Genomic DNA, 14089 nt, shown 5'->3' with positions numbered 1-14089 from the left:
CCTGGGAGCCCAACGATCGACTAAACTGCGTTGTCATGAAAATTGCCAGCTGGAACGTCAACTCGCTCAAGGTGCGCCTGCCGCAGGTGCTCGACTGGATGGAACACCAGCGCCCGGACGTGCTCGGGCTGCAGGAAACCAAGCTCACCGACGACAAGTTCCCCGTCGAAGCCATCGAAGCGGCCGGCTATCACGTCGCCTACGCGGGCCAACCGACCTACAACGGCGTGGCCCTGATCGCCCGCGAAGAGCCGCTCGACGTGGTCACCGAAATCCCCGACTTCCCCGACGAGCAGAGGCGCGTCATCGCCGCAACGGTCGGCAACGTGCGCGTGATCAATCTCTACGTGGTCAACGGCAAGGAAGTCGGCTCGGACAAATTCGATTACAAGCTGCGCTGGCTCGAGGCCGTGCACAACTGGATCGCCGACGAACTCACGCGCCACGACAAGCTGGTCGTCATGGGCGATTTCAACATCGCGCCGGACGACCGCGACGTGCACGACCCCGAGGCCTGGCGCGAGAAGATCCTGTGCTCCACGCCCGAGCGTGAAGCGCTCGAACGCATGCTCGGCCTGGGTCTGCACGACAGCTTCCGGTTGTTCGAACAGCCGGAAGCCACGTTTTCGTGGTGGGACTATCGCGCCGCGGCGTTCCGCCGGGGCCTTGGCCTGCGCATCGACCTCGTGCTGTGCAGCGATGCACTCAAGCCGGTCTGCTCGACCAGCTACGTGGACGCCGAGCCGCGCAGAAACGAGCGGCCCAGCGACCACGCGCCGGCAGTGGCCGAGTTCAGCCTCTAGGGCGGCTGAACCCGGCGCCCAGCGCCAGCACCATCAGCGTAAGCACGAGCATACCCGGCAGCCCCAACACGGGGACGGGCCAGGGCTGCAGGCCACGCACCTCGATGGGCGTCGGCGTGTTTTCCTCCGGACTGGTCGGATCCCCGTCGCCGTTCGGATCGGGGTTGTAGCCATTGTCGGAGTCGTCCTCCGTAACCTGCCCGATCGGACCCTGACCCGAGGCGAACGCCACGTTCTCGAACTCGCGAATCTGGGTCTGGCTCAAGTCCAGCGTGATGCGCAGCGTGATCGTGGCCATTTCGCCGGGTGCCAGTGAACTGCTGCTGTCGAGCAGGCCGATATCGGACTGCCCGTCAAAGGCCGGATTGACCGAGAGGGTTCCGGAGGCTGCCAGGCTCTCCACGAAGAACACGACGGGCGGCGGAAATGCTGCCGCGAGGTCGTCTTCGACCTGGATATTGTCCAATGGCACGTTCCCGAGGTTTTCGACCGCGAAAGTGAACTCGAGGGTAGTGGGCCCATCCGACGGAATCACCGCGCTCAGGGCCTTGGCGAGCCCGATGACCGGGTTCTGTCCGTCGAAATCGACCGGCGTGGTGTCACTGGCCTGATTGTCGCCTTCGTCGAGCTCCTGGGTATCGCTGCTCACGCTCGCGGTATTGGTGATCGGGTCGGCGCCGGCGTAGTCGATCGGCACGTCGAAGGTCGACTGGATCGTGACCGTCTCGTTCACCTCCAGCGTGCCCAGCGAGCACGGGAATGCCGTGGAGCAGGCACCCGTGTTGGCGTTGAACACCAGCCCCGGCGGCGTGAGATCGTCGACGACCACGTTGTCGGCCTCCGAGGGCCCGTTGTTGGTGACCTCGATGGTGTAGGTCACGCTGCCACCGGTCGGTGCGACGGCCCCGCCGTCGTCCTTGGTGACGGCCAGGTCGGCGACCGGCGGGTTGGCCGAGCACAGCGGTTCGGCCGGCGGATAGCTCACGACCAGCTCGTCTTCCGGGTTGACGCTCGCGCGAATGCGCATGTCCGGGCGCAGGCCATCGTTGACCTCCACCCATTCGCCGCCGACGAAGTCCCAGCCGGGCCAGTCGATCGGGTTGCCGCCGCCGTCGAGCGTCGTGCCCGGCCACAGCAGCTGGCCCGTGAGCGGCTCGCCGGTCAGCGTCTCGACGATCGTCGCCGAGCCGTCCTCGGTGATCCACTCGAGGTCGACCGGGTTGGCGCCCGGCGCGAAGCCCAGCGGGGTGACCGTGTAGTTCACGTAGGCCGCATCGTCGATGCACACCGCCGTGAGATCGAGCACGATGCGCCGGATCGAGGCGTCGTCGCTGTCGTTCGACGGGTCGGGATCGGTCTCGTTGCCGGCCGCCGCGGCCACGTTGAGGTAGTCGTCGACGTCGGTGACGGTCGCCTCGATCGTCAGCGTCGCGCTCGCGCCGTCGGCCAGGCCGCCGACCGTCCAGTCCGGAGCGGTGTAGCTGCCCTGGCTGGCGCTCGACGACACCAAGGTGTAGCCGGCCGGCAGCGGGTCGTTGACGATCACGCCGGTGGCGTCCGACGGACCGTTGTTGCTGACCTCGATGGTGAACGTCACCGTGTCGCCCACCCCGGGCTCTTCCGGCGTGACGCTCTTGACCACCGCCAGGTCCGCTTCGGCCGGGTCGACCGGCGTGGTGTCGGTGGCGTCGTTGTTCGAGCCGTCCGGATCGCCGGTCGGGCTCGAAACGCTGGCGGTATTGCTGATCGGGTTGGCGCCGCTGTAGTCCGAAGGCACTTCGAAGACCACGTTGACCGCGACACTCGCCCCGTCGGCCAGGTCGCCCAGGCTGCAGGGAAAGCCGCCGGCACACGGCGCATCGGCGGAGACGAACACCAGGCCGGCCGGCGTGGGATCGTCGAGGGTGACGCTCGTGGCCGTCGACGGGCCGTTGTTGGTCACCGCGATCGCGTAACTCACCGTCTCGCCCGGAACCACGCTCGCACCGCCGTCGTCCTTGGTGACGGACAGGTCGGCCTGGTCGACTGGGTTGGTGGTCGCCGTGTCGTCGTTGTTCGACGGGTTCGGGTCCTGTTCGCTGGCGGAGCCGCTGGCCGTATTGGCGTAGGGGCCGCTGGCCTGGACGGTCGCGGTGATGTCGAGCGTCGCCGAAGCGCCGTTGGACAGGCTACCCACCGTCCAGGTCGGGGCGGCGTAGCTGCCCTGGCTCGGATTGACCGAATCCAGCGTGTAGCCGGCCGGCAAGGCGTCGTTGACGTTCACGCCCGTGGCATCGGACGGACCGTTGTTGGTGGCGGTGATCGTAAAGGTCACCTGGTCGCCGACATTCGGCGTCGCGTCGTCGACCACCTTGGTGACCGCAATATCGGCCTGGGCGACCGGCGTGGTCGTTGCCGTGTCGTCGTTGTTGGACGGATCGGGATCATTCTCCGTGGCTGTGCCCGTGGCGGTGTTGTCGTAGGGACCGGTCGCATTGACGGTGGCGGTTATGTCCAGAGTGGCGGACGCGCCGTTGGCCAGGTTACCGACCGTCCAGGTCGGGGCCGCATAACCGCCCTGGCTGGGATTGACCGAGTCGAGCGTGTAGCCGGCGGGCAAGGCATCGTTGACGCTCACGTTGGTGGCATCGGACGGACCGTTGTTCATAACGGTGATCGTAAAGGTCACCTGATTACCCACATCGGGCGTCGCGTCGTCGACGATCTTGGTGACCGCGATGTCCGCCTGCGCGACGGGGGTGGTCGTTGCCGTGTCGTCGTTGTTGGACGGGTCCGGGTCGTTCTCCGTCGCCGTGCCCGTGGCCGTGTTGGCATAAGAGCCGCTGGCTTCGACGGTTGCCGTGATGCCGAGGGTCGCCGAGGCACCGTTGGCCAGGTTACCCACGGTCCAGGTCGGGGCGGTGTAGCTGCCCTGGCTCGGGTTGACCGAATCGAGCGTATAGCCGGCCGGCAGGGCGTCGTTGACGCTGACGTTGGTGGCATCGGACGGGCCGTTGTTGGTCACCGTGACGGTGAAGGTGACCTGGTCGCCGACATTCGGCGTCGCATCGTCCACGACCTTGCTGACCGCGATGTCCGCCTGCGCCACCGGCGTGGTCGTTGCCGTATCGTCGTTGTTGGACGAATCGGGATCGTTCTCCGTCGCCGTGCCCGCGGCCGTGTTGGCATAGGGACCGCTGGCATTGACCGTCGCCGTGATGTCGAGGGTTGCCGAGGCGCCGTCGGCCAGGTTGCCCACGGTCCAGGTCGGGGCGCTGTAGCTGCCCTGGCTCTCATTGACCGAGTCGAGCGTATAGCCGACCGGCAAGGCGTCGTTCACGCTCACGTTCGTGGCATCCGAGGGGCCGTTGTTGGTCACGGTCACGGTGAAGGTCACGGTGTCACCGACATTCGGTGTGGCGTCGTCGACGACCTTGGTCACGGCCAGGTCGGCCTGCGCTACCGGCGTGGTCGTCGCAGAATCCTGGTTGTCGGACGGATCGGGATCGTCCTCGGTGGCGGTGACCGCGGCCGTGTTGTCGTAATCGCCGGCACTCTCGACCGTGGCGGTGATGCCCAGCGTGGCCGAAGCGCCGTTGGCCAGGTTGCCGACCGTCCAGGTCGGGGCGGTATAGCTGCCCTGGCTGGGCGAGGACGACACAAGGGTATAGCCGCTCGGCAACGCGTCGTTGACGCTGACGTTGGTGGCGTCGGACAAACCGTTGTTGGTCACGGTAATCGTGAAGTTCACCGAGTCACCGACATTCGGTGTGGCGTCATCGACGACCTTGGTCAGCGATAGGTCGGCGCTCGGGACCGGCGCCGTGTCGGCGCTGTCCTGATTGTTGCCCGGCACCGGGTCGGTCGCGTCGCTGGCCGAGACGGCCGCGGTATTCAGCGTGTCCCCGGCAGCGAGCACCTGGGCGGTGATGTTCAGCGAGGCGCTGCCGCCGTCGACGAGCGAGCCGACCGTCCATACGCCGGTGCCGTCGTCGTAGGCACCCTGGCTCGCAACAGACGAATCGAAGGCATAGCCGGAAGGCAACAGGTCGGTCAGCTCGACGCCCGTGGCGTCCGAGGGCCCGTTGTTGACCAAGTCGATGGTGAACACGACGTTCGAGCCCACCACGGGAGCGGCTGCGTCGACGCTCTTGCTGACCGCCAGGTCGGCGCTGGGCGTCGCCAGCGGCGTGGTGTCCGTGGCGCTGTCGTTGCCGGCGTTGGGGTCGGCGGCGTCGGAGACGACGCTGGCGACGTTGACGATCGGGTCCGGGCCCGTGTAGCCGGAAGGCACGCCATACGTCACGGTGAAAGCCGCCGTACCCGAAGCGGCGATCGTGCCCAGGTTGCACGGCAGCGAGCCGCAGGGCGCCGAGACCGAAACGAGGGTCAGGCCCGCCGGCGTCGGATCGGAAACGATGACGTTGTCGGCCGCCGAAGGCCCGAGGTTGTCGACCGTGATGGTGTAGGTGACGCTGGTGCCCGGTACTACGCTGCTCCCGCCGTCGGACTTGGTGATGGCCAGGTCGGCGACCGGTACGGGCGAAACGCTGGCGTCGTCGCTGTTGTTGCTGCCGTCGGGATCGGTCTCGTTGCCGGATACCGAAGCGCTGTTGAGGTAGTCGCCGCTGGTCTGCACCGTCGCGGTGATCTGCAGCGAAGCCGTGCCACCATCGGCGAGTGCGCCGACGGCCCAAACGCCCGTGCCGCTGTTGTAGCTGCCTTGCGACTCGGCTGCGCTGACGAAGCTGTAGCCGCTCGGGAGCAGGTCGGCCACTTCGACGCCGGTGGCGTTCGAGGGGCCGTTGTTGACGACGGCGATCGTGAAGGTGACGTCGCTGCCCTCGTTCGGGCTGGCGTCGTCGACGGTCTTGGTGACCGCCAGATCGGTCTCGGGCGGCGCGAGCGGCGTCGTTTCGGTCGACGAGTCGTTGCCCGAATCCGGATCGTCGACCGGACTGGTGACGGTCGCGGTGTTGCTGATCGGGTCACTGCCGCTGTAGCCCGGCGGCACGGAGAAGGTCACGCCCACCGTGATCGAAGCGCCGGTATTGATTGCCGGAAGGCTGCAGGGGAAACCGCCGGCGCAGGGCGCGGTGGCGCTGTCGAACACCAGGCCGGCGGGCGTTGCGTCGTTCAGCGTGGCGCCGATGACCGGCGAGGGACCGGAATTGGCCACTTCGATCTGATAGGTGACGGTCGTACCCGGAACGACGGATGCGCCGCCGTCGGTCTTGGTCACGGAGAGGTCGGCCAGGGGCGCGACCGTGGCAGCACTGGAATCCTGGTCGTCTTCGGCAGGCAGGCCGTTGCCCGGCGTGCTGTCGGGGTCGGGATTGGTGGCCGCGGTCAGTTCCGCGACGTTGCTGAACGCGCCGTCGGCGGTGAAGTTGCCGACGATCGTGAGCGTTTCGGACTGCCCCGGGGTCAGGGTCGGCAGCGTCCAGGTCGGCGCCGTCCAGGTGCCGGCGCTGGGCGTGACGCTGGTGACACTGAAGGCCGCCGGCAGGGCGTCGATCACCTGCGCGCCGGTCTCGGTCACCGGCCCGTTGTTGGTGACGGTGACGGTCCAGGTGACCGTTTCGCCGACATAAGGGTTGGCCACATCGATGCCCTTGGTGACTTCGAGGTCGGACTCGGCCACCGGCAGCGGCGTGGGCGTGTTCTCGAGGGGATCACCGTCTCCGTCCGGGTCCGGGTCCGTGCCGGCGGTCGAATCGTCGGAAACCGGCGTCGTTCCGTCATCCGCAGTCACCGTGGCGGTGTTGGTGAACGGGCCCGCAGCGCCGTTGAAGTCCACGTTCAGCACCACCGAGACCAGGCCGACATCGCCGAGCGGCAGCGTGCTGCTGGCCGCATCGAGCAGGTCGGTGTCGGTGTCGCCGTCGAAACCGGCATTGGCCGTCAGGTTGGCGTTGGTTGTGACGCTGTCGATACTCCAGGCGACGGGAGCGGGCAGCGCGGCCGCGATGTCGTCGCTGAGCTGGACATCGGCCAGGTCGATATTGCCCAGGTTCTCGATGCGGAAATCGAGGGTAAGTTCGACACTGCCGTCGCCGTTATCGGCCGTGATCGCGGCATCCTTGGCCAGGCCGATGACGGGAGCGGCGACGCAGCTGGCGGGCAGTTGATAGACATCCTGGATCGACTGTACGTCGGCGTACTTCCAGGTGTCGATCATGTTGGCGTCGTTGTAGTCGTTGGTGCCGTTGGCCCAGTCATGCGTGGCTGTCGATCCGTTCGGGCCGCTGGTGGTGCCGCCGCCGGAACTGCTGGTAATGCTCGGGTCGGTGTCGTCCCAGTAGTAGAGCGCGGTCGTCGAGGTGGACGGAACGCTGTAGGGCGTGATCACCGGGCCGGGATCGGCGTCCTCGACGTCGTAGAAGGGGAAGTGCACCTCGCCGGTCGTCAGGGAAAGCTCAACCTGGTAGGGCGTCCCCGAGGGAATCGTCCCGCCACTGGGCAGCGTGCCGTCCCAGACCACGGTGTTGGTGCCGTCGACGGAAGTGCCCGTGGCGATGACCTCATCGAGATCGAAAGTGCCGCTCAGGTCTTCGTCGAGGCGCACGGTGTAGGGGAGCGCGCCCGCGGTGTCGAAGCGGAAGATGACATCGGTCGCCCCGCCGGCGACGCACTGGGTCTCGATGGCCTCGATGTTGCCCAGCGCGCCCGGTGTCACCACGGGCTTGGCCGGCGGGTTGAGATAGATCGGATACTGGGGATTCATCTGCGGCTGGGGCGAGGCCGAACCCCCGATGGACTGGTAGTTGTACTGCGACGGGCCGATGCCGCGATCGTTGGCGAAGAGCTGGAAGCCGAAGGGCGCGATGTCGTTGAGATCCAGCAACCACACGATGCCCAGGTAGTCGTCGCCGCGGTCGGTCCCGGCCACCACGTAGAGCTCGGCCCCGACGCGGCCCGTGCTGTTGGTCATGCTGAATGCGTATTTGTCCGCCCAGACCCGACCGGTCTCCAGCGTAGCCGTCGCCGTGTTCCTGACCCGGATATCGAAGAAAGGTTGGCCGTTGCCGTCGATTCCAGCGCTCGAGTAACGGATCGTGTACACCCCCGCCGTTCCGCAGGAAGAAGACGACCCGAGTCCGGTCAGCGAGTAGGTCCGTGGCGGACGCGGGCGCGTGCCGATGGACTGGACGGCCTGGACATCCGCGAAGCTGGTCAGATCCCCGACCGTGGAGGTGAAATCGGCGGTGAAGTCCGGCGTGGGCACCGAGTACGGCGCGTCCGGCGTGACCAGGGGAATCCGACCCGGACACCAGACCTGGACGTCGGGGCTGCCCGACAGGGCCTGCCCGTAGAGGTCGATGACCTCGTTGGCCGGATCGAGAATATCGACCCGCAAGAAGGTCACGCGGTGCTGGTCGTAGTTGACGTTGCCCGTGGAAAGACTGCCTTCCAGGTAGATGGGGCTGCTGGTCGATACCCCCTGGCGCAGTTCAAAGGTCCCCTCGGCCTGTGCCAGCTGCACACAGCACAGGCCCGCAAGCGCGACGAGCGCAAGTACTCGCTTCATTGGATTCTCCCGGCCGTTGACCCCCCTTTTGCCGACCGGAATGGCTCCGGGTACGACCGGGTCGCGGCACATTCATTAATGTGAAATGTCTCGCGAGATTATACCGGGGCGGCGAGCCGAGTCAAAAAAACGGCACGGCCAGTTGTCCAACCACGCACAAAAACGCCGGCTCTGCGGCCGGCGTCGATGCCCTCAGCCCGTCACGAGGGGCATGAAGGTCGGGGCTCCTGTCGTGTCAGGAAAGGATGGCGTTCGCTCCGCCCTCCAGGTTATAGACCTGGGTGTAGCCCTGCTTGCGGTAGTGCTCGGCGTACTGCATGGAGGTCTGGCCCACATTGCACACGAACACCAGCGGCTGGTTGGTATCACCATCCTTGAGCTTGGCCATCAGGTCGGCGTCCAGCACTTCGGCAAAGTCCAGCGGCTTCTCATTGCGATCGGCTTCGCTGCGCACGTCGATAACGCGCAGGTTCTCTCCCGAATTCATCCGCTCCTGGAGTTCGGCCGGCGTCATCTGCCTGACCGGCGCCGGCGCGCCCGGCAGGTCGAGCTTGAGGCCTTCGCCCTGGACGGTCTCGACCCAGTCGATCGTCGCGCCCTTCGCGCGCTGGGCACTGCCGATGTCCATCAGCACGGTGATACCGTTCGATTCGGTCTCGATTTCCGTGCCCTGCTTCGGCCCGACCTGGAACTGCGCGTCCCAGCCGCCGTCGATGGCGAAATGCAGGTGATTGCCCGGATAAGCGTCGAGAAACTCCCGGATCTTCTCGGCCGCCTTGTCGGTAATCGTGATCTCTGGCGGTGTGCGATCCGGCTTCTCCAGGCCGAACAACTCGTGGAGTTCACCGCTGTTGAACATCTCGCCGATGATGTCGTTGCCGCCGACCAGCTCTCCATCGACGTAGAGCTGCGGGATGGTGGGCCAGTCGCCGAAGACCTTGATGCCCTCGCGGACGGACTCGTCCTCGAGCACGTTGTAGCTGGCGTAGTCGCCGGCAAGCAACTGGTCGAGGATGCCCGCGGTCTTCGCGGAAAATCCGCACTGCGGCATCTTGGGCGTGCCCTTCATGTAGAGCACCACGCGGTGCGAGGCGACCTGCGATTCGATTTTTTCCCTGAGGGCGGGGTCGAGGCTCATATTCTTCGGCATCCTGATCGGTAAAGATCTTGCGGGTTTCGGCAAATATTGTTGGGCTGCATTACACGACAATCAAGGCAATTCCTGCATACTGAAGGCATTGCGAGCCGGAACACGTTATGCTTTGGGGTTCGCTGACCATACGCCAACGTATGCCCCGCAATGGCAGACGGGGCCGGAGAGCCGATTGAAGACCCTCCATCATCCTGATTTCGAAAAGGACTCCTGCGGCTTCGGGCTGATCGCCCGGCTGGACGACGAGGCCACGCACGACACGGTCGCCGACGCCGTCCAGGCCCTGGTGCGCCTGACCCACCGCGGTGCGGTCGCACCCGACGGCAAGACCGGCGACGGCTGCGGCCTGCTGCTGAAGCTGCCCGCTGCCTTCCTGCGCGCGGCCGCCGATGAGGCGGGCCTGGAGCTGGCCGAACGCTTCGCCGTCGGCATGGTGTTCATCGCCGACCACGACGAGCGCGCCGCCGACCAGAAGGCCATCCTCGAAGCGCAGATCGCCGAGCGCGGCCTGGCCGTCGCCGGCTGGCGCCGCGTGCCGGTCGACCCGACCGCCTGCGGCGAAACCGCGCGCCAGACATTGCCGCGCATCGAACAGGTCTTCGTCAACGCGCCGAGGGATGTCGATGCGGATGAACTCGAGCGCCGCCTGTTCCTCGCGCGCCGGCGCTGTGAGCAGGCGCGGGGCGAGAAGCCGGACTACATCGCCAGCCTTTCGGGGCAGACCATCAGCTACAAGGGCATGGTCATGCCCGAGTACCTGGAGGCGTTCTACCCGGACCTGGCCGACGAGCGCATGGCCAGCTCGGTCGCAGTCTTCCACCAGCGCTTCTCGACCAACACCCTGCCGAAGTGGTCGCTGGCCCAGCCATTCCGCATGCTCGCTCACAACGGCGAGATCAACACCATCCGCGGCAACCGCAACTGGACCCGGGCCCGGCGCAAGCTGCTGGCCTCGCCCCTGCTCACCGAGCTCGGCGAGATCGATCCGCCGGTCGGCATGCAGGGCTCTGACTCGAGCGCCCTCGACAACATGCTCGAGCTGCTGGTCGCCGGCGGTATGGACCTGCCGCAGGCCGTGCGCATCCTGGTGCCTCCGGCCTGGCAGACGGCCGACAACCTCGACGCCGACTTGCGCGCATTCCACGAATTCTACGCCTTCCATCAGGAAGCCTGGGACGGCCCGGCCGGGCTGGTGATGTGCGACGGCCGGCACGCCGTTTGCGCGCTCGACCGCAACGGCCTGCGGCCCGCCCGCTGGACGCGCACCACCGACAACCGCCTGATCGTCGCCTCCGAGACCGGCGTGGTCGACGTCGACATCGAGCAGGTCGCCGCCCGTGGCCGCCTCGGCCCGGGCCAGATCCTGGTCGCCGACCTGAAAACCGGCGATTTGCTGGATCACAAGGGCGTCGATGAGATGCTCAAGAATCGCCATCCCTGGCAGGACTGGCTCAAGTCGGGCGTGAAGTACCTCGACTCCGAGCTAGTCGATGTGCACATGGCGGCCGAGCCCTTCGACGCCGACACCCTGGCGAGCTACCAGAAAATGTTCAACCTCTCGCGCGAGGAGCGGCGCGAAGTGATCGCCGTGCTCGCCAACACCCAGGCCGAGGCGATCGGCTCGATGGGCGACGACACGCCCATGCCGGTGCTCTCGACCAAGGTGCGCTCGCTCTACGACTGCTTCCGCCAGCAGTTCGCGCAGGTCACGAACCCGCCGATCGACAGTCTGCGCGAGAAGATCGTGATGTCGCTCGAAACCGGCATCGGCCGCAAGGGCAACGTGTTCGAACCCGGGCCCGATCTGGCCGACCGCGTGGTACTCAACTCGCCGGTCCTGTCGCAACGCAAACTGCGGCAGCTGATCAACACGCCGCAGTTCGGGCTGTCATCGGAATTTCTGGATCTCAACGTCCCGGCCGACAAGCCGCTGGATGAAGCGCTCGCCGACCTTTGCCGCCAGGCCGAAGAGGCCGTGGACAACGGCACGCTGATACTGCTGATCTCCGATCGCTACCTCAAGCGCGACCACCTGCCGGTGCACGCCTTGTTGGCCACCGGCGCCATTCATCACCACCTGCTCGAGACCGGCCAACGGCCGCTGTGCAACCTGATCGTCGAGAGCGCTACCGCCCGCGATCCGCATCACTTCGCCTGCCTCATCGGCTTCGGCGCCACCGCCGTGTACCCGTATCTCGTCTACCAGACTCTGCAGGCCATGGCGACGGCCGGCGAGTTCGAGAATCCGCGCAACGAGGCGCTGCAGCTGGGACGCGCGTATCGCCGCGGCATCCGCAAGGGCCTGTACAAAATCATGTCCAAGATGGGCATCTCGACCATCGGCTCCTATCGCGGCGCCCAGCTGTTCGAAATCGTCGGTCTGGCCGATGAGGTAGTCGACCGCTGCTTCCCCGGCGCGGTGAGCCGGATTCAGGGTGCGACCTTCGCCGACCTGCACGAAGACCAGGGCAAGCTCGCCCGCTGGGCCTGGGAGAAGCGCGTGCCGATCGAACACGGCGGCCTGTACCGCTATGTCGACCACGGTGAGTACCACGCCTGGAACCCGGACGTCGTCAAGGCCCTGCACCGGGCCGTGCAGTTCGACGACCGATCGGCCTGGGAGGAATATTCGCGCCTGGTCGACGAACGCGACCCGGCCACCCTGCGCGACCTGTTGAAACTGACCAGCCCGAACAAGCCGATCGACCTCGACGAAGTCGAGCCGGTCGAGGCCATCTACAAACGCTTCGACTCGGCGGGCATGAGTTTGGGCGCCCTGTCGCCGGAAGCGCACGAGGCGATCGCGATCGCCATGAACCGCATCGGCGCGCGCTCGAACTCGGGCGAGGGCGGCGAGGATCCAGACCGCTACGGCACGGAGAAGCGATCGAAGATCAAGCAGATCGCCTCGGGCCGTTTCGGCGTCACGCCCGAATACCTGATCAACGCCGAGGTCATCCAGATCAAGATTGCCCAGGGCGCGAAACCCGGCGAAGGCGGCCAGCTACCCGGCCACAAGGTCGACAAGCTGATTGCCCGGCTCAGATACGCCACGCCCGGCGTGGGCCTGATCTCGCCGCCGCCGCACCACGACATCTATTCCATCGAGGACCTTGCGCAGCTGATTTTCGACCTCAAACAGGTCAATCCCGAGGCGCTGGTGTCGGTCAAGCTGGTCTCCGAACCCGGCATCGGCACGGTCGCCGCCGGCGTGGTCAAGGCCTACGCCGACCTGATCACGGTCTCGGGCTACGACGGCGGCACGGGGGCGAGCCCGCTGACCTCGGTCAAGTACGCCGGCGCGCCGTGGGAGCTGGGCCTGTCGGAAGTCCGCCAGGTGCTGATGGCCAACAATCTCAGGGGCCAGGTCCGGATTCAGGCCGACGGCGGGTTGAAAACCGCGCTGGATGTGGTCAAGGCCGCCATTCTGGGGGCCGAGAGTTTCGGCTTCGGAACCGCGCCCATGATCGCCATCGGCTGCAAATACCTGCGCATCTGTCACCTCAACAACTGCGCCACCGGCGTGGCCACCCAGCACGAGGTGCTGCGCAAACAGCATTTCATCGGCCTGCCCGAGATGCTGGTCCATTTCTTCCGCTTCCTGGCCGAAGACGTCCGCGCCATCCTGGCCGAACTGGGCGTGGCGCGAATCGAGGACCTGATCGGGCGAACCGAGTATCTCGAGCGGATCGAGGGCCTGACCGAACGGCAGAACCGCCTCGACCTCGCTCCGCTCCTCGCCGAAACCGGCCTCGGGACTGGCGCCGAGAGATTCTGCGTAGCCGAACGCAACCCGCCGCACGACAAGGGCGAACTGGCGCAGCGCATCGAAGCCGATGCCGCCGAGGCGGTCAGGAACCAGACCGGCGGCCGCTTCCAGTACGACATTCGCAACAGCGACCGCTCCATCGGCGCGCGCCTGTCAGGCTTCATTGCCCGCCATCATGGCAACCAGGGCATGGCCGAAAATCCGATCGCCCTGGACTTCGAGGGAACGGCGGGCCAGAGCTTCGGCGCCTTCAACGCCGGCGGGCTGGAACTGACGCTGACCGGCGAGGCCAACGACTACGTCGGCAAGGGCATGACCGGGGGCCGCATCGTGCTGCGCGTGCCCTCCGACATCCGTTACCGAGCCTGCGAGACGCCGGTCATGGGCAACACCTGCCTGTACGGCGCCACCGGCGGCGAGCTCTACGCCGAAGGCACCGCCGGAGAACGATTTGCCGTGCGCAACTCCGGCTGCGTGGCCGTCATCGAGGGCGCCGGCGACCACTGCTGCGAGTACATGACCGGCGGCGTCGTCGTGGTTCTGGGCAAGACCGGCATCAACTTCGGCGCCGGCATGACCGGCGGCTTCGCCTACGTGCTCGACCTCGACCGTGGTTTCGTCGACCGCTACAACCACGAGCTGATCGATATTCACCACATCGCGCCGGAGAGCATGGAAAACCACGTCCATCACCTGCGCGAGTTGGTCATGCGCCATCAGGAGCTGACCGGCAGCCGCCACGCCGCGGAGATACTCGACGACTTCCGCCGCATGCTGCCCAAGTTCTGGCTGGTCAAGCCCAAGGCCGCCGACCTCGACGACCTGATCGCGTCTCTGAGGAACGCAGCGTGATA

Annotated in this window: 4 protein-coding genes; 2 read left to right on the top strand and 2 right to left on the bottom strand. The window is 66.4% G+C overall.

All coding sequences use genetic code 11. The annotated features are described in order from the left end of the window. The first annotated feature begins 35 nt into the window (after positions 1 to 35). Complete coding sequence (gene xth, locus DZC52_RS04730; protein ID WP_116649975.1) at positions 36 to 803, top strand: exodeoxyribonuclease III; 768 nt, start codon at positions 36 to 38, stop codon at positions 801 to 803. On the opposite strand, the gene DZC52_RS04725 is transcribed toward xth, so the two are convergent. Beyond that, positions 793 to 8313 (bottom strand): DUF11 domain-containing protein, encoded by a 7521-nt coding sequence (locus DZC52_RS04725; RefSeq protein WP_116649974.1) that lies wholly within the window; start codon positions 8311 to 8313, stop codon positions 793 to 795. The genes xth and DZC52_RS04725 overlap by 11 nt on opposite strands. Positions 8314 to 8548: 235 nt before the next feature. Further along, positions 8549 to 9451 carry a Grx4 family monothiol glutaredoxin gene (gene grxD, locus DZC52_RS15895; protein WP_116650004.1) on the bottom strand — a complete coding sequence of 301 codons (903 nt, stop codon included), beginning with the start codon at positions 9449 to 9451 and terminating at the stop codon, positions 8549 to 8551. 187 nt (positions 9452 to 9638) lie between these two features. On the opposite strand from grxD, the gene gltB reads away from it, so the two are divergent. Beyond that, on the top strand, positions 9639 to 14087 hold the full coding sequence (gene gltB / locus DZC52_RS04715) for a glutamate synthase large subunit (RefSeq protein WP_116649973.1): 4449 nt from the start codon (positions 9639 to 9641) through the stop codon (positions 14085 to 14087). Positions 14088 to 14089 lie beyond the last annotated feature (2 nt).

This window comes from Wenzhouxiangella sediminis (genome assembly GCF_003410055.1).
Classification (GTDB): domain Bacteria; phylum Pseudomonadota; class Gammaproteobacteria; order Xanthomonadales; family Wenzhouxiangellaceae; genus Wenzhouxiangella; species Wenzhouxiangella sediminis.
This window is presented reverse-complemented; position numbering and strand designations above follow the sequence as displayed.

What these genes read in the sequence shown, in the direction of transcription:
- xth (WP_116649975.1), top strand. Translation starts at nt 36, where the DNA reads ATGAAAATTGCCAGCTGGAACGTCAACTCGCTCAAGGTGCGCCTGCCG.
- grxD (WP_116650004.1), bottom strand. Translation starts at nt 9,451, where the DNA reads ATGAGCCTCGACCCCGCCCTCAGGGAAAAAATCGAATCGCAGGTCGCC.
- DZC52_RS04725 (WP_116649974.1), bottom strand. Translation starts at nt 8,313, where the DNA reads ATGAAGCGAGTACTTGCGCTCGTCGCGCTTGCGGGCCTGTGCTGTGTG.